This is a genomic window from Croceicoccus marinus (assembly GCF_001661675.2).
In the GTDB taxonomy this organism is placed as follows: Bacteria; Pseudomonadota; Alphaproteobacteria; order Sphingomonadales; family Sphingomonadaceae; genus Croceicoccus; species Croceicoccus marinus.
In genome coordinates this window covers 507,267-529,264 of sequence record NZ_CP019603.1, presented here as the reverse complement: position 1 = coordinate 529,264, position 21,998 = coordinate 507,267, and the positions used below count along the sequence as shown (strand labels likewise).

Annotated in this window: 20 protein-coding genes; 8 read left to right on the top strand and 12 right to left on the bottom strand. The window is 65.3% G+C overall.

Annotated features, from left to right (window positions below; all coding sequences use genetic code 11):
• Window positions 1–76 precede the first annotated feature (76 nt).
• On the top strand, window positions 77–2,377 hold the full coding sequence (locus tag A9D14_RS16590; RefSeq protein WP_066850404.1) for a TonB-dependent receptor: 2,301 nt from the start codon (window positions 77–79) through the stop codon (window positions 2,375–2,377).
• Between the two features lie 27 nt (window positions 2,378–2,404).
• Window positions 2,405–3,169, top strand: a complete 765-nt coding sequence (locus tag A9D14_RS16585) for an SDR family NAD(P)-dependent oxidoreductase (protein ID WP_066850402.1) — start codon at window positions 2,405–2,407, stop codon at window positions 3,167–3,169.
• A gap of 21 nt (window positions 3,170–3,190) precedes the next feature.
• Here the strand turns inward: A9D14_RS16585 and A9D14_RS16580 are convergent, their stop codons facing one another.
• A complete protein-coding gene (locus A9D14_RS16580) occupies window positions 3,191–3,997 on the bottom strand; it encodes a ThuA domain-containing protein (RefSeq protein WP_066850400.1) in 807 nt (268 codons plus the stop codon).
• Window positions 3,998–4,008: 11 nt separating this feature from the next.
• Entirely contained in the window at window positions 4,009–5,028 is a 1,020-nt protein-coding gene (locus A9D14_RS16575; protein ID WP_066850397.1) for an NADP-dependent oxidoreductase, read from the bottom strand.
• A 194-nt stretch (window positions 5,029–5,222) separates the two neighbouring features.
• Between A9D14_RS16575 and A9D14_RS16570 the strand changes: the two genes are divergently transcribed.
• Window positions 5,223–7,727 carry a TonB-dependent receptor gene (locus tag A9D14_RS16570; protein WP_066850396.1) on the top strand — a complete coding sequence of 835 codons (2,505 nt, stop codon included), beginning with the start codon at window positions 5,223–5,225 and terminating at the stop codon, window positions 7,725–7,727.
• A gap of 99 nt (window positions 7,728–7,826) precedes the next feature.
• On the opposite strand, the gene A9D14_RS16565 is transcribed toward A9D14_RS16570, so the two are convergent.
• Both A9D14_RS16565 and A9D14_RS16560 read right to left on the bottom strand, forming a co-directional pair.
• Window positions 7,827–8,255, bottom strand: coding sequence for a nuclear transport factor 2 family protein (locus A9D14_RS16565; protein ID WP_066850395.1), 429 nt, complete (start codon window positions 8,253–8,255; stop codon window positions 7,827–7,829).
• Window positions 8,256–8,329: 74 nt separating this feature from the next.
• Complete coding sequence (locus A9D14_RS16560; protein ID WP_066850394.1) at window positions 8,330–8,680, bottom strand: Rieske (2Fe-2S) protein; 351 nt, start codon at window positions 8,678–8,680, stop codon at window positions 8,330–8,332.
• A 146-nt stretch (window positions 8,681–8,826) separates the two neighbouring features.
• On the opposite strand from A9D14_RS16560, the gene A9D14_RS16555 reads away from it, so the two are divergent.
• Genes A9D14_RS16555 through A9D14_RS16545 form a run of 3 tightly spaced genes read left to right on the top strand, consistent with a single transcriptional unit; the run spans window position 8,827 to window position 11,494 of the window.
• Window positions 8,827–9,225, top strand: coding sequence for a nuclear transport factor 2 family protein (locus tag A9D14_RS16555; RefSeq protein ID WP_066850392.1), 399 nt, complete (start codon window positions 8,827–8,829; stop codon window positions 9,223–9,225).
• 56 nt (window positions 9,226–9,281) lie between these two features.
• Window positions 9,282–10,433 (top strand): acyl-CoA dehydrogenase family protein, encoded by a 1,152-nt coding sequence (locus A9D14_RS16550; protein WP_066850708.1) that lies wholly within the window; start codon window positions 9,282–9,284, stop codon window positions 10,431–10,433.
• A complete protein-coding gene (locus A9D14_RS16545; protein ID WP_066850390.1) occupies window positions 10,430–11,494 on the top strand; it encodes a phosphotransferase in 1,065 nt (354 codons plus the stop codon). Before A9D14_RS16550 ends, A9D14_RS16545 begins: the two co-directional genes overlap by 4 nt.
• On the opposite strand, the gene A9D14_RS16540 is transcribed toward A9D14_RS16545, so the two are convergent.
• The 8 genes from A9D14_RS16540 to A9D14_RS16505 form a co-directional block, all read right to left on the bottom strand.
• Window positions 11,491–12,027, bottom strand: coding sequence for a VOC family protein (locus A9D14_RS16540; protein ID WP_066850388.1), 537 nt, complete (start codon window positions 12,025–12,027; stop codon window positions 11,491–11,493). The two genes, A9D14_RS16545 and A9D14_RS16540, sit on opposite strands and share 4 nt — an antisense overlap.
• 38 nt (window positions 12,028–12,065) lie before the next feature.
• Window positions 12,066–13,502: a 2-oxo acid dehydrogenase subunit E2 gene (locus tag A9D14_RS16535; RefSeq protein WP_066850386.1), complete on the bottom strand. Its 1,437-nt coding sequence runs from the start codon at window positions 13,500–13,502 to the stop codon at window positions 12,066–12,068.
• A gap of 13 nt (window positions 13,503–13,515) precedes the next feature.
• Complete coding sequence (locus A9D14_RS16530) at window positions 13,516–14,529, bottom strand: alpha-ketoacid dehydrogenase subunit beta (RefSeq protein WP_066850384.1); 1,014 nt, start codon at window positions 14,527–14,529, stop codon at window positions 13,516–13,518.
• Window positions 14,530–14,547: 18 nt separating this feature from the next.
• Window positions 14,548–15,534 carry a thiamine pyrophosphate-dependent dehydrogenase E1 component subunit alpha gene (locus A9D14_RS16525; RefSeq protein WP_066850382.1) on the bottom strand — a complete coding sequence of 329 codons (987 nt, stop codon included), beginning with the start codon at window positions 15,532–15,534 and terminating at the stop codon, window positions 14,548–14,550.
• A gap of 30 nt (window positions 15,535–15,564) precedes the next feature.
• Window positions 15,565–16,773, bottom strand: a complete 1,209-nt coding sequence (locus A9D14_RS16520; RefSeq protein WP_066850380.1) for an acyl-CoA dehydrogenase family protein — start codon at window positions 16,771–16,773, stop codon at window positions 15,565–15,567.
• Between the two features lies 1 nt (window position 16,774).
• Window positions 16,775–17,923: a thiolase family protein gene (locus A9D14_RS16515; protein WP_087910593.1), complete on the bottom strand. Its 1,149-nt coding sequence runs from the start codon at window positions 17,921–17,923 to the stop codon at window positions 16,775–16,777.
• Window positions 17,920–18,327, bottom strand: a complete 408-nt coding sequence (locus tag A9D14_RS16510; RefSeq protein ID WP_066850375.1) for a Zn-ribbon domain-containing OB-fold protein — start codon at window positions 18,325–18,327, stop codon at window positions 17,920–17,922. The genes A9D14_RS16515 and A9D14_RS16510 overlap by 4 nt, the downstream gene beginning before the upstream one ends.
• A 154-nt stretch (window positions 18,328–18,481) precedes the next feature.
• Window positions 18,482–19,252 (bottom strand): helix-turn-helix transcriptional regulator, encoded by a 771-nt coding sequence (locus A9D14_RS16505; protein ID WP_066850373.1) that lies wholly within the window; start codon window positions 19,250–19,252, stop codon window positions 18,482–18,484.
• Window positions 19,253–19,412: 160 nt separating this feature from the next.
• Between A9D14_RS16505 and A9D14_RS16500 the strand changes: the two genes are divergently transcribed.
• Together A9D14_RS16500 and A9D14_RS16495 are read left to right on the top strand one after the other, a co-directional pair.
• Window positions 19,413–20,495 (top strand): acyl-CoA dehydrogenase family protein, encoded by a 1,083-nt coding sequence (locus A9D14_RS16500; protein ID WP_066850371.1) that lies wholly within the window; start codon window positions 19,413–19,415, stop codon window positions 20,493–20,495.
• A gap of 150 nt (window positions 20,496–20,645) precedes the next feature.
• Window positions 20,646–21,992: an aromatic ring-hydroxylating oxygenase subunit alpha gene (locus tag A9D14_RS16495; protein ID WP_066850369.1), complete on the top strand. Its 1,347-nt coding sequence runs from the start codon at window positions 20,646–20,648 to the stop codon at window positions 21,990–21,992.
• The last annotated feature ends 6 nt before the right edge of the window (window positions 21,993–21,998 follow it).

Below are 21,998 nucleotides of genomic sequence, written 5' to 3'. Positions count from 1 at the left end.
TTTGCCGGCAAAATATACGACAAGATGAACAGGGACCGGCGGGACACACCGCCGGCGGGAGAGGGAGAATTTCAACATGGCATCCGGATTTGCACGTGCCGTCGCCGCCGCCGCCCTGGCAGGATCGGCGATGTTCGTCACACAAGCCGCTTGCGCGCAGGCCACGAACCAGGACACCGACCTGGTCCCCGATCCCGAAGGACCCACCCCCGCCGCCGGCCCGGTCGAGGGCAGCACCGATCCCAACGCTATCATCGTTACCGCCCGCCGCCGCGAGGAAGCGCTGCAGGACACACCCGTCGCCATCACCGCGATCAATGCCGCGATGCTGGAGAACAAGAACTCGCTGAACATCGGCGACCTTCAGGGCGAGGCGCCCAACCTGCTCATCACCCAGCAGAACTCGGGCGCGGCTGCGGCGAACCTGTCGATCCGCGGGCTGACCTATGCCGATATCGAAAAGTCGCAGGAGCCCACCGTCGGGGTCGTCATCGACGGCGTGTTCATCGGCACCAATACCGGCCAGCTGCTGGATTTCTTCGACATCGAACAGATCGAGGTGCTGCGCGGGCCGCAGGGCACGTTGTTCGGGCGCAACACCATCGGCGGCGTCATCAACATCCGCCGTACCCGCCCCACGTTCGAAACCGGCATCAAGGCCGAGGCGTCCTATGCCAAGTTCGGCACCTATAGCGCGCGGGCCGTGCTGAATTTCGGGATCGGCGACGTCATCGGCGTGAAGCCGTTCTATTTCTATAACGAAAGCGACGGCTTCTACCGCGACGGACAGACCGGCGAGCGCCGCGGCGGCGCGACCAACCATAATTTCGGCGTCGCCATCGCGGTCCAGCCGCACGACGATTTCGACCTGCTGCTGACCGTCGAGAAGCAGGTGCAGGACTTCGAAGTGGTCAATTCGGTGATCACCAACGATACCGAGCTGTTCTGCGGCTTCGCCCCGCCCGAGCTGTGCAACCGCAACACCACCGACGACCTCTACACCGTGTTCGGCCAGCCCGCCGGCGGCAGCTATGAAGCGCCGTCCATCACGGCGGAGGCGAACTGGGACACCGGGCCGATCCTGTTCACCTCGGTCACCAGCCTTCGCAAGTCGAGCGAGAACCAGACCCAGGATTTCGATTCGACCTATACCGACCTGTATTACCCGCGCCGCATCCAGGATTATCAGCAGTTCAGCCAGGAACTGCGCGCCGCGGGCGACCTGTTCGACGGATTCGACTATGTCGTGGGCGGCTATTATTTCGATTCCGAGTTTGACCTGGTCCAGTACACCAAGGTCTTCGGCTTCGCGCCCGCCGTCGATCCGATCGACTTCGACAATAATCCGCAAAGCGTGCGCGGAACGACCAAGAGCTATGCCGCGTTCGGCGACTTCAACTGGGCATTTGCGGAAAACCTGCGCCTGTCGTTCGGCGGACGCTGGACGCGCGATGAAAAGACGCTGCGCAACAGCTTTGCCCAGCTTGGCCTGATCGGCGAGGGCGACGACAGCTTCAGCAAGTTCACGCCCAAGGTGGGCGTCGACTGGCGGCCCAATCCCGATGCGATGTTCTATGCCAGCTGGTCGCGCGGCTATCGTTCGGGCGGCTTCAGCCCGCGTGCCGCGACCGCCGAGACGGCATCGACGCCCTATGATCCCGAAGTCGTCGACAGCTACGAGATCGGATCGAAGCTCGATTTGCTGAACGGCACGCTGCAGTTCAACCTGGCGGGCTTCATTTCGAAATATGACGGGCTGCAGCAGAACACGACCATCCCGGGCGGCCCCACCGGCAACCAGACCATCACCAACAATGTCGGCTCCGCCACGATCAAGGGGATCGAGGCCGACGCCAGCTTCCGGCCGGTGCGCAATCTGCGCATCAATGCCACGCTGGGCCTGCTCGACGCGCAGTTCGACGATTTCATCGCGGGCAATATACTGAACGGCGTGATCCTGCCGTTCGACTATTCGAACAACGACCCGATCTACAGCCCCGACGTCACCGCCTCCGTCGGCGCCGAATACGCGCAGCCTGTCAGCTTCGGCGAGCTGGTCGGCACGGTCGGATACCGCTTCATCGGCAAGTACGACCAGCAGATCTCGCTCGGCCCGCTGACGGGCGATTTGGTGAACGGGCCGGTCATCGTGAACGGCAACGATCCGCGCGTGCGCACCGATCAGCAGAACCTGCTCGACGCCTCGCTCACCGCCAATTTCGAGATCGGCGATGCCGAGGCCTATGTCAGCGCGTTCGGCCGCAACCTGCTTGACGACAGGGGGACGACCGCGGCCTTCACCGTGGCAGGGCTGTTCTCCTTCGCCTCCGCGCGCGAACCGCGGACCTATGGCCTCACCGTGGGCGTGCGCTACTGATCGCAGACAGCAAGGAAAGACCCCCCAATGCCAAGACTTGAAGGAAAGATCGCGCTGGTGACCGGCGGAGCCTCGATGCCCGGCCTGGGCAGCGCGACCGCGATCCGCTTTGCCGAGGAAGGCGCCCATGTCGTCATCACCGACCTGTCCAAAGACGGCGCGCAGAAAATCGTCGACCTGATCGCCGAAAAGGGCGGTTCGGCCGAGGCGCTGGCGCATGACGTGTCCAGCACCAACGACTGGGACGACGTGTTCGGCCATATCGAGGAGAACCACGGCGGGCTGGACGTGATCGTCAACAATGCCGGCATCGCGATCCTGCGCCCCATCGTCGACTACACGGTCGAGGAATGGAACCGGCAGTGCGACATCAACCTCAACAGCGTGTTCCACGGCACGCAGCGCGCGGTGAAGCTGATGCGCCGCATCGGGCGCGGCGGGTCGATCATCAACATCTCGTCGATCGTCGGGCAGGTCGGGGTGGCGAACACCGCCGCCTATGCCGCGGCCAAGGGCGGGGTGCGGATCTTTTCCAAGACGGTGGCGCTGGAATGCGCGGCCGACAATATTCGCGTGAACACGGTGCATCCCGGCATGATCATGACCAACATGCAGAAGACCGCGCTCGAGGATAATCCCGAGATCTATCACCAGCTGGTCGCCAGCATCCCGATGGGCCGCTTCGGCGAGCCCGAGGACATCGCCAACATGAACCTGTTCCTGGCCAGCGACGAAAGCGCCTATTGCACCGGGGTCGAGTTCACCGTCGATGGCGGGATGATCACGCAGTAAACGCGCCGCGCGCCGCCTGTTCTATTCGGGCAGGCGGCGCGCGGTCCAGCGGATCGCGTTCTCGACCAGCTGCCGGTAATGGGGATTGCCGTAAGCCCCCGCCCCGTCGCCCGGCTGCAGATAGACAAGGCGGCTGCGGCTGACTTCCTTCGCCCAGCCCACGAGATTGCTGCCTGGGGCATGGTCCCACCCCTCGCGCGAATACATCTCGCCGCGCACCGCGTGTTGCGCGGAAAAGAAATGATCGCGCGTATATTTCGCGTCCGAATGCAGCAGCGGAGTGACCTCACCGTCGAAGATCTCGGCCAGATAGGGCTCGTCGGTCAGGGTGAAGCTTTCGGGCAGGCCCCGCGTCACCGGATGGTCCGCCGCCGGGGTCAGAAGCTGCGTCACGTCGTGGGCATAGCCGCTGTCCAGCACCGCTTCGCCTCGCACGGTGCCGGGATGATAGAGGAAGCGCCCGCCCAGCATCTCGCCGTAGAAATCCCATGTCGGCCAGCCCGCCAGCGCGTGATGCAGCGCGACGATGCCCTTCCCTTCCTCCAGCAGCGCGGGTAGGCCCTTCGCCAGTTCCTCGGGCGGGTCGACATAGGCGGGCGGATCATCGGGCGCATCGAAATCCAGGCCCGGCATGTCATACAGCACCAGCACGTCGAAACCGCGCATGGCCGCGGGGTTCATCAGCAGCGCGGCTGCGGGCTGGTCGACCATGGTGACGGCGATACCCTCCATCCCCTCGAACATCGCGGCAAAGGCGTTGCGGTCGAACGGATGGCCGCGCACCGCGACCAGGCACTGCAATTCGCTGCGATAGTCGATCGTCGGCACGCCCCCGTCCTTCAGCCGTTTTCGGTGCCGAGATCGACAAGCACCTTGCCGGTATTCTTGCCGGTCATCATGCGGGCATAGGCGGTCAGCACGTTCTCGAGCCCCTCGGTCACGTCGAAGGGCAAAGTGATCTTGCCTTCCTGGTACCAGCGCTTCATCGTGTCGTAATATTCCGGCCCGCGTTCGGGCACGTCGGGCAGCAGGAAACCCTCGATCCGCAGGCGGCGCATCAGCACCTGGTCGTAATTGCTGGGGCCCGGCGTCGGCTCGTCCGATGCGTAATTGGCGATCATGCCGCACACCGCGATGCGCCCGTGCAGCGCCATGTTCTGCAGCACAGCGTCCAGGATCTTGCCGCCCACATTCTCGAAATAGGCGTCGATCCCGCCGTCCAGCTTCGCCAGCTCCGCCGCGACATCGCTGTTCCTGTAGTCGATGCACTGCCGCGCGCCCAGGTTCTCCACCACGTGGCGGCACTTGTCCGGCCCGCCCGCGATGCCCACGACATTGGCGCCCAGGTTGCGCCCGATCTGGCACGCCAGGCTTCCGGTTGCGCCGGCCGCGGCGGACACGACCAGCGTCTCGCCCTCCTTGATGCCCAATATGTCCTTTACGCCATATAGCGCGGTCCAGCCGTTGAGGCCGAGCGCGCCGAAATGCTGCCGCTCGTCGTCGATGTCGTCGTCCAGCAGCACCGCCCAGGCGTCGTCGGGGCGCACGGTGGAATAATCCGCCCACTGCCCGAACACCCGCACCAGCGCGCCGACGGGAAAGCGGTCGTCGCGGCTTTCGGTCACCCGGCCCAGCGCCTGCCCCGCCATCTTGGACCCCAACGGGATCGGCGGCTGATAGCCGTCCTCGCGAGAGTTCATCCACATGCGCGTGCCCGCGTCCATCGACAGGAAGCGCGTCTTCAGGCGGATCTCGCCATCCTCCAGCGGGGCGAGCTGCTCCGCCGCCATGCTCAGCGCAGAGGAGAAATCCTCCCCCTCGGGCCGTGCGTCGAGCTGCCAGTAACGGTTCTTAGTCATGTGATGATCCTTTCCCTTGGCGCAAAGACTGCACAGCGCGCGCGGCGCTGACCACCTATCCTTCTCGTTAGGCCTGTCCTTCTTGTCAGGGGCGCCTCTCGCGGGGTGGTGATACGCATTGGCGCAGCCCGAGAAAACAAGGGGCAGGCCCGTACAATGGCACGGGCCCCGCCTGACAGGGGAGAGGAAGAACCATGACCATACGCAAATACGGCCTGCTTGCCGCGACCAGCCTTGCCGGCGTGATGCTGGCCCAGCCCGCCGCCGCGCAGACCCAGACCCTGGACGCCAATGACGGAGAGGTCGAGCAGCCCCTCCCCTCTGCCAATCCGCCCGAGCGCGGCGGCCTGACCGAGATCGTCGTCACCGCCCGCAAGCGCGAGGAAAGCGTGCAGGACGTGCCCGTGGCCGTCACCGCCATTTCCGAACAGGTCATCCAGAACCGCGACATCACCAGCGTCGAGAAGATCGCCGCCATCGCGCCGCAGTTCAACGTGGGCCGCGCCTCGAACGGATCGGGCGCGCAGCTTACCCTGCGCGGCATCGGCTCGTCCTCCACCTCGATCGGGATCGAGCAATCGGTCGCGGTCGTCGTCGACGGCGCCTATTACGGACAGGGCCGCGTCATCAACGAAGGCTTCTTCGACCTTGGCCGGGTCGAGGTGCTGAAGGGCCCGCAGGCGCTGTTCTTCGGCAAGAACGCGACCGCGGGCGTGATCTCGATCACCACCAAGGACCCGGGCAGCGAGCCCGAGTTCATCGTGCGCGGCGGATACGAGTTCCAGGCCGAGCAGTACAAGATCGAGGCGATTGCCTCGTACCCGCTGACCGACCGGCTGGGGATCCGGCTGGCGGGCCGCTATACCAACATGCAGGGCGGCTATTACACCAACAGGGCCGAGCCGTTCGACTATACCACGGTCGATTTCGCCGACCTGGCCGCGGGCGGAGCGGGCAATCCCGAAACGTTCACCGCCCAGCCCGCCCCGCGCGAACAGCCCGGCGAGGAGGAATTCCTGGGCCGCGCCACGCTGAAGTTCGAGCCGACCGACCGGCTGACCATGACGCTGAAGGGCAATTACGACATCAACACCGCGAACAACAACTCGTGGAACTATGCCGCCTATCGCTGCGGGCTCGACAGCGGGCTGTCGCAGCTGACCGGCCAGCCATGCGAGCGCGATTTCGTCAATTACCAGAACAATCTGCCGGCCGAGATCGCCGAGGATTTCCCGGTCGCCAAGGACGACGGCAGCCTGTTCAACCGATACGAATCCGCGTCGGGCACGCTGAATATCGTGTACCAGGCGGACCAGCTGCAGATCACCTCGGTATCCAACTACCAGTGGACCAACAACAAATGGGCCTGCGCCTGCGACTTCCAGTCGGGACCGGGTTCGAACTGGGCGACCGAGGATTCAAGCTGGGACGCCTGGTCGCAGGAACTGCGCCTGCTGACGCAGCTGGACGGGCCGATCAACGTGATGATCGGCGGGCTGTACCAGAACACCAGGCGCGATTTCGACCAGTACATCATCCTCGGCAATATCCGGAACAGCGCGGCCCCTCCGGGCTTCGAATATGTCGGCACGTCCAAGACGAGCTATACCGACGGCGAGACCTTCGCGGTGTTCGGGCAGGTCACGCTGGCGCTGACCGACACGATCGAGCTGGCGGGCGGCGCGCGCTATACCGACGAGACCAAGGACAGCTTCTTCGTCCAGCCCTACAACAATCCCGCGCTGACCGGCATATTCCGCCCCGCCGACGCGGCGGACGGGCTGGGCGTGATCAATGCCTCGCAGCATTTCCAGGACATCTCGCCCGAAGCGTCGCTGACGTGGCAGCCCACGCCGGACCTGCTGCTTTATGGCGCGTACAAGACCGCCTACAAGTCGGGCGGCTTTTCCAACGGCGGCATCAATTCGCAGTTCTCGCCCGATCCGGTAGGCGACCTGACCTTCGATCCCGAAACGGCCGAGGGGTTCGAGGCGGGCATCAAGTCCACGATCCTGGACAACCAGCTGCGGCTGAACCTGATCGCCTTCACCTATGACTACAACGATCTGCAGGTCGACTTCTTCAACTCGCCGATCTTCGCGTTCCAGACGCTGACCGCCGATGCCCGCACCCGCGGCGTCGAGGTGGAATTCGAGTTCGCGCCCTATGCGGTGCAGGGGCTGAACGTGTACGGGTCGATCAACTATACCGACGCCGAATACACCGACTTCCCCGCGGGGCCCTGCTATGCGGGCCAGACCCCCACGGCGGGATGCACCCCGATCAGCGCGATCGCCGCGCGCCAGGACCTGACCGGTACCGAACTGTCGGTCGCGCCCGACTGGACCGGCAATCTGGGCGTGTCCTATGACCGGGACATCGGCACCGACTACAAGATCGGCTTCAACATCGATTCCAAATATTCGGACAGCTACAATCCCTCGGGCTTCGGCAATCCGCTGGCGTGGCAGGGCAGCTATGTCACGCTGGATGCGGGCGTGCGCTTCGGCGCGGCGGACGACAACTGGCAGATCGCGGTGATCGGCAAGAACCTGACCAACGAATTCTATGTCACCGGCGTGGTCGACGGGCCTTCCACCGGCGGCGGCACCGGCACGCCCGGCGGCTTCCCCGCCGACCAGCTGGGCTTCGGCAACCTGCCCCGCACCGTGCAGGTAGAGGTGACCAAGCGCTTCTGAACTCCTCGGGGGGCGTGTATCCCGCGCTCCCCGCCCTGTCGAAGGGGGAGGCCGCCCATGCAGCCTCCCCCTCTTTTTTCGTCCGGGATCGTCAGCCCGTCAGCAGCCCTTGGGCCGCACCTGCTTGTGGATGTTGCGGAACGACCGGCGCGAAAACTGCCAGCGTCCGTCCATCTTGACGCATTCGTCGTCGTACTGGCCGCGGTCGCGCACCGTATCGTCGCCCTGATCGTACACCTCGGCGGTATAGCTGCGCATCCTTGCGCGGTTCCCCTCGACCTCGATCGAACCGGGCCAGGCGTGGAACATGATGCCGGGATATTGCTCCATCGCGGTGACCCACAGGCCCACGATGTTGTCGCGCCCCTGCTGCGGGGGGAATTCGGGATAATCGGGCATTTCCCAGCGCGCATCGCTTGCCCAGGTCGCGCCCCAGGCATCGGCATCGCGCTGGGTCACGGCATCGGCATAGGCGTCCAGCAAGTCGCGGATCGCCTGGATGTCGGCATGTGGTCCGGTGAACGGCATCGTCGTCTCCCTTGGGTTCTTTTCAGGTGTCCCAAGGGTAGCGCGGCAGATGCCACGCGAAACTGGCTGTTCCGTCAGCTTTCGACGGGAAGCTCCTCCATGCCCGGTTCCTCGTCGGGGACCTTTATCTCGATCTGCCCGTCCTGCGTGCGCAGATCGAAGGTGCGCAGGTCGCGGTAGGTCCCGCCGATGCAGCGGCCCGTCGCCATCTCGAACCTTGCGCCGTGCAGCGGGCACATCACCGCCCCGCGCCGGATCCGCCCGCCCGACAGCAGCGCCGCCTGGTGCGTGCAGCGGTCGTTCACCGCGTGCAGCCCCTCGTCGGTTTTCGCGACCAGCACGAACCAGCCCGCGATCTTCGCGGCCAGCTTGCCGTCTTCGGGAAATTCGTCCTCGGCGATCAATGGGTGCCAGCTTTCGCTCACGATGGGGCCAATCCTCTCTGTCTTTTTCGTTTTCCTGCCTAGCGGGCGGGCGCGGGGGTTTCACGCTATTAAAACCGATAGCTATCGCAAGCCGCGCGAATTGGCGAGAAGCTGGATCATACACCAATAAGAGCGGGAGAACGGACATGACCCCCCAGCAGATGAGCACCTTCATCGACGAACTCTATGCCGCGTCCGGATCGGGCGACTGGGACAAGGTCGCCAGCATGGTCACCGACGACCTGGTCATCAGCGAAGCACCCGGCCTGCCGATGGAAGGGACCCATACCGGCAAGGACGCGCTCAAGAACCTGTATCTCGACGTGTTCGCCATGCTGCAGGTGGAATCGCTGGAAATGGTCGAACGCACCTTCGGCGGCGATCATGCGTGCTGCATATTGAAGATGCACTACGGCAAGGGGCTGGAACCGGCCGAGCTGGTCGAGATGTTCCGCTTCGAGGGCGGCAAGGTGGCCGAGATCAAGCCGTTCTACTACGACCCCGCCCCGGTGCGGGCGGCAGCCGCGGCGTTCAGCGGATCGTGACGGTGACAGGCACGGCGCAGCACGAATTCTTCGGCGTCACCGAACGCGCGCGGGAAATTGGCGACAAGGTCGAACGTTTCGTGCGCGAGAAGATCGCGCCCTACGAAAGCGACAAGCGCCGCGACCATCACGGCGGCCCGACCGAGGAACTGCTGCACGAGATGCGCGGCCTTGCGCGCGAGGCAGGCGTGATGACGCCGCATATCATGGAGGACGGATCGCACCTGTCGCAGGTGGACACGGCATATGTTCTGATCCGCAGCGGGCTGTCGCCGCTGGGTCCGCTGGCCTGCAACACCATGGCCCCGGACGAGGGCAACATGTACCTGCTCGGCCATGTCGGTTCCGATTTCCTGAAGGAACGCTTCCTCGGCCAGCTGGTGTCGGGCGATGCGCGCAGCGCGTTCTTCATGACCGAACCGGCCGACTGGGGCGGCGCGGGGTCCGATCCCTCGATGATGAAGACGATCTGCCGCCGTGACGGCAACCATTGGGTCGTCAACGGGCGCAAGACCTTCATCACCGGCGCGCAAGGGGCCAGGGTCGGCATCATCATGGCCCGGTCGGAAGAGGAAGGCGCCGAAGGCGCCTGCATGTTCCTGGTCGACCTGCCCGACCCCGCGATCCGCATCGACGAGGTGCCCAACACCATCGACAATTCGATGCCCGGCGGCCACGCGACCATCACCATCGACAATTTGCGCGTCCCCGCCGACCAGATGCTGGGCGAGGCGGGCGAAGGCTTCAAATATGCGCAGGTGCGCCTGTCGCCCGCCCGCCTGTCGCATTGCATGCGCTGGCTGGGGGCGTGCATCAGGGCGCAGGAAATCGCGGTCGACTATGCCTGCAGGCGCGAGGCGTTCCGCAAGCAGCTGATCGACCACGAGGGTGTGGGCTTCATGCTGGCGCAGAACTGGATCGACCTCAAACAGGCCGAGCTGATGGTATACTGGTGCGCCTCGGTGCTCGACACCGGGGATCTGGGCACAACCGAAAGCTCGATGACCAAGGTGGCGGTGGCGGATCTGTTGATGCGGATCGCCGACAATTGCGTGCAGGTGATGGGCGGCACCGGCGTCACCGACCGCACCATCGTCGAGCAGGTATTCCGCGAGATCCGCGCCTTCCGCATCTATGACGGCCCGACCGAGGTGCACAAATGGTCGCTGGCCAAGAAGCTGAAAAAGGCATGGAAAGCCGAGCAATGAGCGACATCGCCGAGGCCAATACCGGCACTACCCCGGTGCGCGATGGCTATGAGATCGACCTTGCCGCGCTGACCCGCTGGATGGAGGCCCATGTCGAGGATTTCGCTGGCCCCATCGCCATCGCGCAGTTCAAGGGCGGCCAGTCGAACCCGACCTATCGCCTGACGACGCCCGGCCGCAGCTACGTCCTGCGCCGCAAGCCGCCGGGCGAGCTGCTGAAGGGCGCGCATGCGGTGGAGCGCGAGGCGAAGGTCATGACCGGCCTGGGCAAGGCAGGTTTCCCGGTACCGCGCGTCTTCGGCGTCTGCACCGACGAGGATGTAATCGGGACCTGGTTCTTCGTCATGGACATGGTCGAGGGGCGCATCTTCTGGGACGCGCGCCTACCCGATGTGTCCGATGCCGACCGCCCTGCCTATTTCGATGCGATGAACGCGACCATGGCCGCGCTGCACGGCGTCGATTACGAAGCGGTGGGCCTTGGCGATTACGGCAAGCCCGGCAATTATTTCGCGCGCCAGATCGGCCGCTGGTCGAAACAGTATCTTGCCGACGAGGAAGCGGGCCGCGATCCGAACATGGACCGGCTGGTCGCATGGCTGCCCGAAAACATCCCCGATGGCGACGAGACTTCGGTCGTCCACGGCGATTTCCGCTGCGACAACATGATCTTCCACCCGACAGAGCCGCGCGTGCTGGCCGTGCTGGACTGGGAGCTGTCGACCCTGGGCCATCCGCTGGCCGATTTCGCCTATCACGCGATGATGTACCGCATGCCGCCCGACATCGTGGCGGGGCTTCAAGGCGCGGACCTTGCGGCGCTGAACATTCCGTCAGAGGACGACTATGTCGCCGCCTATTGCCGCCGCATGGGGCGCGACGGCATCCCCAACTGGGATTTCTACATCGCGTTCAACTTCTTCCGGCTGGCAGCGATCTTCCACGGCATCAAGGGCCGGGTGATCCGCGGCACCGCCGCCAATGCGCAGGCGCGCGAGAGGGCCAAGGACTTCCCCCGCCTCGCCGCACTGGCGGCAGAGGCGATGGAGCGCTGTAGCTAGCCCAGTTTCCGAACCGGGTCGCTGCCGTCCCATTCGGCGGCGGCCTGCTTCATCATCGCGAACAGCTCCGGGCCGCCCGCCCCCAGCTGGACGAATTCGCAGATGCCGCCGGGGCCATAGCCGGGATCGGCATAGATCACGCGCCCGTCCTCGCCCACGTTCCCCTCGACCACGATGGTCGCGCCAGCGTCCTGCAGCACCTTGCGCACTTCCTCGATGTCCTCGACGAACTGGCAGGTGTGGTGCATGCCCTCGTGGATCGCATACTTGCCGGTGTAATGCGCGGGCGCGTCATTGTCGGGGCGCACCAGCTCGATCTGGATGTCGTTCCAATAGGCGATGGCGACGCTGAATTCGGCGTTGCTGGGCTCGCCCATGTATTTCATCTCGCCCAGCCGGATGTTCTCCAAAAGGAAGAACGGGCCCACGCCCATGGTTTCGGTCCAGTATTCAAGCGCCGCATCGAAATCACGCGGCAGATAGGCCTGCTGGATGACCGGGCCCAGCGCCGCGATCGTGCCTGCTTTCGGCATGAAATCCTCTCCTTGTTATGCGGGTCAGGGTGATGCGGTCAGGCGAAAAGCTGCTCGGGATCTTCCATCAGGGTTTTCAGCGTCTGCAGGAACTGCGCGCCCGCCGCCCCGTCGATGGCGCGGTGGTCGACCGACAGGGTCATCGGGATCATCGTGGCAAAGACCGCCTCGCCGCGCTCGTCCTCGACCAGCCTGCGCTCGGCAGCGCCCACGGCCAGGATCGCGCCCTGCGGCGGGTTGATGATGGCGTCGAAATTGTCGATCCCGAACATGCCGAGGTTTGAGACGGTAAAAGTCCCGCCGTCCATGTCCTCGTACCCCAGACGCCCTTCCTTGGCCTTGTCGATCAGGCCCCTCGTCGCGCTGGCGATCTGGTCGATCCGCATCCGGTCGGCCTGCCGCACGATGGGGGTGACGAGGCCCTTGGGGCTCGCCACCGCGACGGAGATATCGGCGTGGGGGAAGCTGTGGATCTCCTCGCCGTGAAGCTGCACGTTGACGTCGCGGTGCCTCGCCAGCGCCTTGGCACTGGCCATGACGATGAAATCGTTGACTGACGCCTTCGTCCCCAGCACCATGTTCGCGGTCTTGCGCACCGCCAGCAAGGCGTCGGCATTGACGCTGATCCGCAGGTAGAAATGCGGAATGTCCTGCTTGGCCGCGGTCAGGCGTTTGGCCACCACCTTGCGGATCTTGTCGAAGGGCTGGATGTCGGGCTCGTTCGCCACCGGCACGAAGGGCGCGCCCGGCGCCGGCGCCGCGGAACCCGTGTCCTGCGGAACCTTCGCCAGCACGTCCTTCTTCGAAATGCGCCCGCGCGCACCCGTGCCCGAAACGCCGTTCAGGTCGATGCCGTGGATCGCCGCGATGCGCCGCGCCAGCGGGGATGCGAACGCGCCGTCTTCCCCGGGCAGAACGGTGGTGCCCTTCAGGCTGGGGCTGGCGGGGCCGCGCAGCGCCTGCTGCACGTCCTGGAAGGTGATGCGCCCTCCCCTGCCCGATCCCTCGATATCGGCGATGTCGACGCCCTCGGCCTCGGCCAGCCGCCTGGCCTCGGGGCTGATCGGGCGGTTGGTGTCGATGGTGATGGCTTTGGGCTTGTCGCTTTCGCCCTCGATTGCCGCTTCCTTGGGCTTGGCCTGCTGCTTCTTCTCGCGCCCCTCGGCCACGCCGCCCTGGGCGGGCTTGAAGTTCGCGACGAACGCGTCGATTTCCTCGTCGCTGGCCGAACCGTCGTCGAACACCGCCAGCAGCGCGCCGACCGGCTCCGCCTCGCCCCCGTCCGCGACCACGATGCGGCGCACGGTCGCATCATATTCGGCCTCGACCTCGTTGGTGATCTTGGCGGTCTCGATCAGGCAGATCAGCTCGCCCCGGCTAAAGCTGTCACCCTCGGCGAATTTCCATTCGGCGACGGTTCCCTCGGTCATTTCGATGCCCCATTTCGGCATCGTAAAGGCACGGATCTTTCCCATGTCTCGCGCCTCCTCAGTTGTAGGACAAGGCCTTGCGCACGGCAGCCTCGACCTTGTCGGGATTGGGAAGATAGGCGCTTTCCAGCTCGCGCGCGAAGGGGATCGGCGTGTGCGGGGCGGTCACCATCTGGACCGGCGCCTTCAGGCTGGCGAACGCCTTTTCGGCGACCAGCGCGGCGATGTCGGTGGCCAGGCTGCAGCGCGGCGGCGCCTCGTCCACCACGACCAGGCGGCCGGTGACTTCGACCGAATCCAGGATCGCCTCCTCGTCCAGCGGGCTGGTCGATCGCAGGTCGATCACGTCGGCCCCGATGCCATCCTCGGCCAGCGTGTCGGCGGCCTGTTCGGCCATGCCGACCATCATGCCGGTGGCGACGATGGTCACGTCCTCGCCCGCGCGGGTCAGGCGGGCATGGCCAAAGGGGATGGTGAAATCCGGATCGTCCGGCACCTCGCCCTGCACGCCGTAAAGCGCCTTGTGCTCCATGAAGATGACGGGATCGTCGGTGCGGATCGCCTGCCGCAGCAGGCCCGCGACATCGGCGGGGGTGGTCGGCATCACCACCTTCAGCCCCGGCATGCCGGTCAGGATCGCGTGCGGGCTCTGGCTGTGCTGCGCGGCGGCGTTATAGCCCGCGCCATAGACCATGCGGATGATCGCGGGACAGCGCGACTTGCCGCCGAACATGTAGCGGAACTTGGCGATCTGGTTCCAGATCTGGTCGAGGCTGACCCCGATGAAGTCGGCGAACATCAGCTCGGCGATCGGTCGCTTGCCCGAAAGCGCAAGTCCGCCCGCCGCGCCGACGATGGCGCTTTCCGATATGGGCGTGTCGATCACCCGGTCCGCGCCGAATTCGGCGAACAGGCCGGTGCTGGTCGACCAGATCCCGCCGATGGCCTCGGGCCCGCCATCGGTGCCCATGCCGCCGACGACATCCTCGCCCAATACGACCACGCTGTCGTCGCGTTTCATTTCCTGGAAGATCGTGTTGCGAACGGCGTCGCGATACATCATTTTTGCCACTGGATCGTCTCCGCCGGATCAATAATCGATATAGACGTCGGTCAGGACGTCCTCTGCCGTGGGCCGGTCGGCCGCGCGGGCGGCGGCGACGGCATCCGCGATGGTCTTGGCCACTTCCTCGTCCACCCTGTCGAGGTCGCTGCCTTCCAGCAGCTTTGCCTCGGTCACGGTCCTGCGGAAGTTCTTGATGCAGTCGCGCTCCGAACGGATGCGGTCCATCTCGCCCTTGCCGCGATAGCGCTGGGGATCGCCCTCGAAATGGCCGTAGAACCGCTCGGTGTCGAACTCGACCGCGGCAGGGCCGTTTCCGGCGCGGACATGTTCCAGCACCTCGCGCATGGTGTCGTGGACCGCGCTGAAATCGGTGCCGTCGGCGCGCCACACTTTCATGCCGAACGCCTCGGCCCGGCTGGCGATGTCCCTGCTGGTGCCGACCGCGTATTTGTAGCCGGTGTGCTCGGAATAATGGTTGTTCTCGAACACGAAGATGGCCGGCGCGTTCGTCACCACCGCCATGTTCATCGCCTCGAACGTGGTGCCCTGGTTGCAGGCTCCGTCGCCCGAAAAGGCGATGGCGACCTTCAGCTTGCCGTCCTTGTCCTTGCCGTCCAGCTTGGCCGCCATGGCCGCGCCGACCGCGATGGGCGCGCCCGCGCCGACGATGCCATTGGCGCCCAGCATGCCCTTGTCGGTGTCGGCGATATGCATCGATCCGCCCTTGCCCTTGCACAGGCCTTCGCGGCTGCCCCAGATCTCCTTCATCATGCCGGTCACGTCGCAGCCCTTGGCCAGGCAATGCCCGTGGCCGCGGTGGGTGGACACGATCTTGTCGTCGTCGCTCAGATGCTCGCACACGCCGACCGCGACGGCTTCCTGCCCGCAATAAAGATGGGTGAAACCGGCGATCTCGCCCGTGGCGATCTCCTCGTGCAAAAGCTCCTCGAAATCGCGGATCGTCTTCATCCGGCGATAGGCACCCAGCAGGTCCTCACGGCTTAATTGCATGCGTCACTCTCCGGTTTTGTCATGGGTCCCTCAAAGACCCAGTACGGTCTTGGCGATGATCGTCTTCTGCACTTCGTCGGTGCCTCCGAAGATCGTCCACGCCCTGCTGTTGAGATAGCGCGCCGAGGCGACCTGCGCCTTGGGGCAGATGAAGGCCGGCGGCGCATTGTCGCCGTACAGCGGCCGCGCGGTCGGCAGTTGCAGCCCGGCGGGGCCGAACAGGTCGACGGCCAGCAGGTCGATGTCCTGCCGCAGGTTCGACGCGATCAGCTTTGTCAGCGAGGTAAGCGGGCCCGGATTCTCGCCGCGCGCGATGCGCGACAGGATCTTCAGCTCGATCATCTCCAGCGACTGCGCCTCAAGCTTCAGCCCGGCGACCCGGCGGCGCCAGTCGCGGTCGTCCGCCAGCCTGCCGCCATTGCCGTCCGACATGTCGCGCGCCAGTTCCTGCAGCTGGTCGAGGTCATAGGACAGCTTGGGCGCATGGCACGAACCGCCGCGCTCGTTCTCGAGCAGGAACTTGGCGATGGCCCAGCCCTGCCCTTCCTCGCCCACCAGGTCGCTGGCGGGAACCTCGACGTTTTCCATGAAGACCTGGTTGACCTCGTGGTCGCCCGCCAGGTTCAGGATCGGGCGCACCGAGATGCCCGGCTGGTCGAGGTCGACCAGCAGGAAGCTGATCCCCGCCTGCTTCTTCACGTCGGGATCGGTGCGGGCCAGCACGAACATGCGGTTCGCCCAATGCGCGTGGGTGGTCCAGATCTTCGATCCGTTGAGGATGTACTTGTCCCCCTCCCTCACCGCGCGCGTCTGCAGCGAGGCGAGGTCCGATCCCGCATTGGGTTCGGAAAAGCCCTGGCACCAGTAATCCTCGCCCGACAGGATGCGCGGCAGGTATTTCGCCTTCTGCTCCTCGGTGCCGAAATTGAAGATCACCGGCGCGACCAGCTTCAGCCCCAGCACGGTCAGGTTGGGCGCACCCGCCAGCGCGCATTCCTTTTCGAAGATATAGCGCTGCGTGGGCGTCCAGCCGGTGCCGCCGACGTCCTTAGGCCACTGATACGACAGCCAGCCGCGTTCGTTCAGCACCGCGTTCCAGTCCTGCCCGATCTCCGGCTCGACGAACACGGTGGGAGAGGACGAGGCGCCGTCGCGGATCCGGTCGGTCAGGTTTTCGGCCAGGAATGCGCGCACCTCGTCCCGGAACTCGGTTTCCTGGGGGCTCAGTTCGATATCCATCTCATCGTTCCAATATGGTGACGGCGGACACGCCCGGCGCGCCGTACACATGGCTATAGGCGGTGCGCGGATTGCCCTGCACCTGTCGGTCCCCACCCTGGCCGCGCAATTGCACGACATTCTCGTAAACCTGGCGCAGGCCCGACGCGCCGATCGGCTCGCCGCAGGCCAGGCAGCCGCCGTCGGTGTTGACGGGCAGTTTCCCGTCCAGTTCGGTCAGCCCCTCGGCCAGCCAGCGTTCCTGCTCGCCCGGCTGGCAAAAGCCGTTTTCGGCCATGTGCATCAGCTCGGCCCCGGCCTCGGTATCCTGCAATTGCGCGACGTCGATGTCGGCGGGGCCAAGCCCCGCGATCTCGAAAGCGTCGCGGCTTGCGATGCTGGTCGCGGTGCCGCCGCCGTCCACGTCGGTGCTGGGGGCGAAAACCTCGAAACTGCCGGGCGGGCGGGTGCGCATCGTCGCGGCCTTCAGCCGGATCGGGGTGATGCCCAGCTCGCGCGCCTTCTTCTCGCTCGCCAGCAGCAGCGCGACCCCGCCCTCCGCCGGGGAACAGAACATGTATTTGGAATAGGGATCGGACACCATCGGCCCGTCCAGGATCACGTCGAGCGGCACCGGCTCGCGCCGCCAGGCATGCGGTGCGCGCGATCCGTTGCGGAACGCCTTTTCGGCGACCAGCCCCAATGTCTTTCGCGAAATGCCGTTCAGCGCCATGTAGCGCATGATCTTGCAGGCGAAGAACTGGGTGGTGACCATGTAACCCGCATCGCCGTACCATTCGGGCAGGTTGTATTCGGCGGGCTTGGCATCGAACGCGCCGCGCGGATGCTTGTCGAAACCGACCGCAAGGCCGATGTCCGCCTCGCCCGACTTGATAGCCATCTGGGCAGAGAACAGCGCCGACCCGCCCGCCGCGCAGCCATTGCGGACATTGATGAACTGCACGCCGGTCAGGCCCAGCTGGTCGACCATGGTGTCGGGATTGCCCGCCGCGTCGGACGCGCCATAGGCGAATTGCACGTCGCCCCACTCCAGCCCCGCGTCCTGCAATGCCTGCCGCACCGCGAACACGCCCTGGTCGACCCCGCTCATCCCCGGGGTGCGGCCGAAAGGGTGGATGCCGATGCCGATGATGCACACGTCGCCCATCACGCTGCCTTCCTGCTGGCGGCCGCAGCGGGCCGGAACGCGGGGATCAGAACGGTCTCGCCGTCCGCCTTCTCGAACGGGGCGGGTTCGAACTCAAGATCCATGCCGATCTCGATCGCGCCGAAATCCACGCCGGTCAGCCGCGCCTCGACGATGGTCTGGCCGGGCAGCTCGACATAGCCCAGCGCGAAGGGCTCGAACGCCTCGGGCCCGGCATAGGGGGGGCTCTTGGGCCGGAAACGCTGGATCGTATAGCTCCACAATGTACCGGTGGACGACAGGGGCACGGGTTCGAAGCGGTCGCTTGCGGGACAGGGAAACACGATGCGCCCCGTCTCGCGGTCGCGGCCCCCGACCAGGCGCGGGGGGTTGTCGGGCGTGAACAGCCCCTTTGCTATCGCATCCATTCCAATCCCCTCCCGCCCGTTCGGCGGGCATGATTCGTCTTGTCGTTCATGCATCTAAGCGCAAAGCGACCGGCGATGCATGCTGCCCAAACTGCTAGGCAGCATCGGCGCAGCGGATGGGCGGGCCGGCAATGCGAGGAAATACGCAGGCCGGTCAGCTGACCGAAAGATAGCCCAGCTGCGCCGCCTTGAAGACGGTCTGGCTGCGGTTCACCGCGTTCAGCTTGGTGGAGGCATTGTGGATATGGAACCGCACCGTCGCCCTGCTGCGCGAGATGATCATGCTGATCTCCATGTCGGTCTTGCCGATGGCGGCCCAGCGCAGGCATTCCACCTCGCGCTTGGACAGGCGCGATCCGGGGGGCAGCGCCTCCATGTCGGCCATCGCGCGGGTATAGCTGCGGATGAATGCGCGCGCATAGATGCCCAGCATCGCGCCATGCTTGTCGAACTCTTCCGACAGGTCGGTGCGCGAGGTGTCGACGGGATTGAAGCTGACCGCGCCGATCTTGCCGAACACCATGTGCACCGGCACCACGATGGCCGCGCGCGTGCGGGCGCGCGTCTCGAAATTGGCAAGGTCGATCGATTCGAGATAGGGGTTGGGGATCGGCAGATGGAACCCGTCGGGATTGATCCAGAAGGGATCGTTCTCGAACCGGCAGGCCGAGGTGATCGGCGATTCCAGCGCGATGCGCGGGCTGCGCCACCACGCATTCTCGCTGTCCGACCAGCCGAATATCTCGCTGGCCAGTATGTTGCCGTCGGCATCGACGGGGGTGCGCTTGTCCGCGATGTCATGCGCGGGCGCGGCACGCATTTCGTGCTGCGCCGCGATTTCCGCAAGCGCGGTCGCCGCCCGGCGAATATCTTCCGGAGCGGCGACGGTTACGTCCTCCAGCCGGTCGATCACGAATTTCGTCATGTTTTTTCCTCTCCCCCGGATGGCGAAGGATAGGCCGCGCCTGCCCAAAGGACAATGCGCGATTGGCCGGTTCGCCCCGCATTTCGGCCCACCCTAACATTTTGCAGAGCCTTCGCCGCGCCGCATTGCTGCTACCAACCGGGTCGGAGGAACGCACCCAATGAACTTCGAACTGACCGAAGACGAAGAAATGCTGAAGGCCGTGGTCGAACGGTTCGTGGCCGATCACTACGATGTCGAGAAGCGCCGCAAGTACCTGAAGGAACCGGGCGGCTTCAGCGGCGGCAACTGGGGGGTGCTGGCCGAACTGGGCCTGCTGGCGGTGCCCTTTGCCGAGGATGACGGCGGGCTGGGCCTCGACGCGACGGCGCTGTCGGTGGTGTTCCAGGCGCTGGGCCGCGGCATGGTGGTCGAACCCGTGCTGGAAAGCGCGATCCTGCCCGGCCTGTACCTGGCGCACGGCCTGTCGGGCGACCTGCGCGAGCAATGGGTGACCGGCGTGCTGTCGGGCGAAAGGCGCGTCGCGCTCGCGCGGCAGGACGCGGGGCTGTACCAGGACGACCAGACGGTGCGGGCAAAGGACGCGGAGGACGGCGCGGTGCTGAACGGCCAGAGGCCCTTCGCCATCGCGGGGGGCGAGGCTGACGGCTTCATCGTCGGCGCCGAAGACGGATCGCTCTATCTGGTCCCCGCCGATGCCGCGGGTCTTGAGATACGCGAATGGCGGCTTGCCGACGGCACGCACACCGCCTCGCTGGAATTCGCCGATGTCGCGGTTCCCGCCGCGCACAGGCTGGACATCGCGCCCGAAGTCGCCGCGCGGATCGAGACGCTAGCGGCGCTGGCCCGCGCGTCCGAGGGGCTGGGCATAATGGACGCGATGTTCGACGAAACCCTTGGCTATCTGCGCACGCGCGAACAATTCGGCACGCAGATCGGCAAGTTCCAGGCGATCCAGCACCGCATGGCCGCGCTCTACGCCACGCTGGAACAATGCCGCGCACTGGTCGAGACCGCGATCGTCGCCGAGGGGACCGACCGCTTCGCCGACGACACGTATGGCGCGCGCGCCTTCATCGCGCAGCATTCGCTGACGCTGGGGCACGAGATGATCCAGATGCACGGCGGCATGGGCATCACCGACGAGCTGTCGATCGGCCAGGGACACAAGCGCTTGCTGGTGCTGTCGCGCTGGCCCGAACCGCCGCTGGCGACGCTGGACCGCTACGCCGCCGCGCTCTAGGCGGTTTTCCGCACCCGACTACCGGGCCGAAGGGAATTCCTCGCCAAAGGGACAGGCCTGCGCGCGCCCGGCATTTGCTAGTCTCTCCGCTCGGCAGAAAGACCGCGCCCGGCCCTGCCCGGCAGCGCGGCCCAACCGGGAGAGCAATCCATGAACCAGCAGACAGCCGTTCCGCCCCCGATGGACGGGCGCGATCCGTCGAACCTTCGCGGCGACGCCATCACCGGCGACCGCTATTTCTCGCGCGAATTCGCGCAGAAGGAATGGGACCATCTGTGGACGAAGATCTGGCATATCGCCGGGCGCACCGCCGACATTCCCGAAGCGGGCGATTTCGTCGTCCACAATTTCCTGAAGGAATCGGTGATCGCCGTGCGGCAGAAGGACGGCTCGGTCCGCGCCTTCTACAACAGCTGCGGGCACCGGGGCATGCGCATGGTCGCGGGGACCAGCTCGGTCGCGTCGTTCCACTGTCCCTATCACGGCTGGCAATGGGGCATCGACGGCGTGCTGGAAAAGGCGCAGGACGCCGATGTCGATTTCGCACGCGGCAATCCGTGCGGCAAGCTCAAGCTCAATGAACTGCGCTGCGACACATGGGGCGGCTTCGTTTGGTACACGATGGACGACGACGGCCCTTCGCTCGAGGAGTATCTGGAACCGATGGTCGCGCTCTATCGCGGCTATCCGATGGATACGGCGGTGCGCGTCGCGTGGTACCGCATCGAATTGAACGCCAACTGGAAATTCGTCACCGACAATTTCTCGGAAAGCTATCACACCCGCACCGCGCATCCGCAGGTGCCGCCATGGATCGACCAGGACGTCGACTCCGCCCGGCACGAGATGTGGCCCAAGGGCCATGGCCGCACGGTCCAGCCGATGCGACCCTCGCTCTCCGACCGGCCCGAAGGCGGCGGCAATGCGATGTTCGAGGCGGAATTGCGCAAGTGGGACATCGATCCCGGCAAATACGACAGCTACGAGGATTTCGCGTTTCAGGGCTGGAAGGACCTGAAGGCCGCCAAGCAACGGCTGTGGGCCGAAAAGGGCTATGTCCACTACAAGGACATGAACGACGAGGAGATCACCGACAGCCCGCACACGGTGATCTTTCCCAATGTCACCATCAGCTTCCTGCCCGACAATCTCATCTTCTTCCGCTCCGAACCGCATGCCGAGGATCCGGAGAAGTGCTATTTCGACCTGTGGTGCATGGCCTTCCCGGTGGAAGGCCAGACCGAGGTGGAATCGATCATGGCCGGCCCCAAGCCGCTGCGCGAGGTGCTGGAATGCGAGCACCGCCGGTTCGACGGCGGCAACGGCATTCCCGAACTGCGCGACCAGATCGTGTTCCAGGACATGGAACTGGCCGAGAACATGCAGGCGGGCATGCATTCGCGCGGCTACAAGGACGCCTATCTGTCCGACCAGGAAACCCGCGTGCGCTTCTTCCACGAGGTGCTGAACGACTGGCTGGAGGGCCGCCGCCCCTGACCGGGC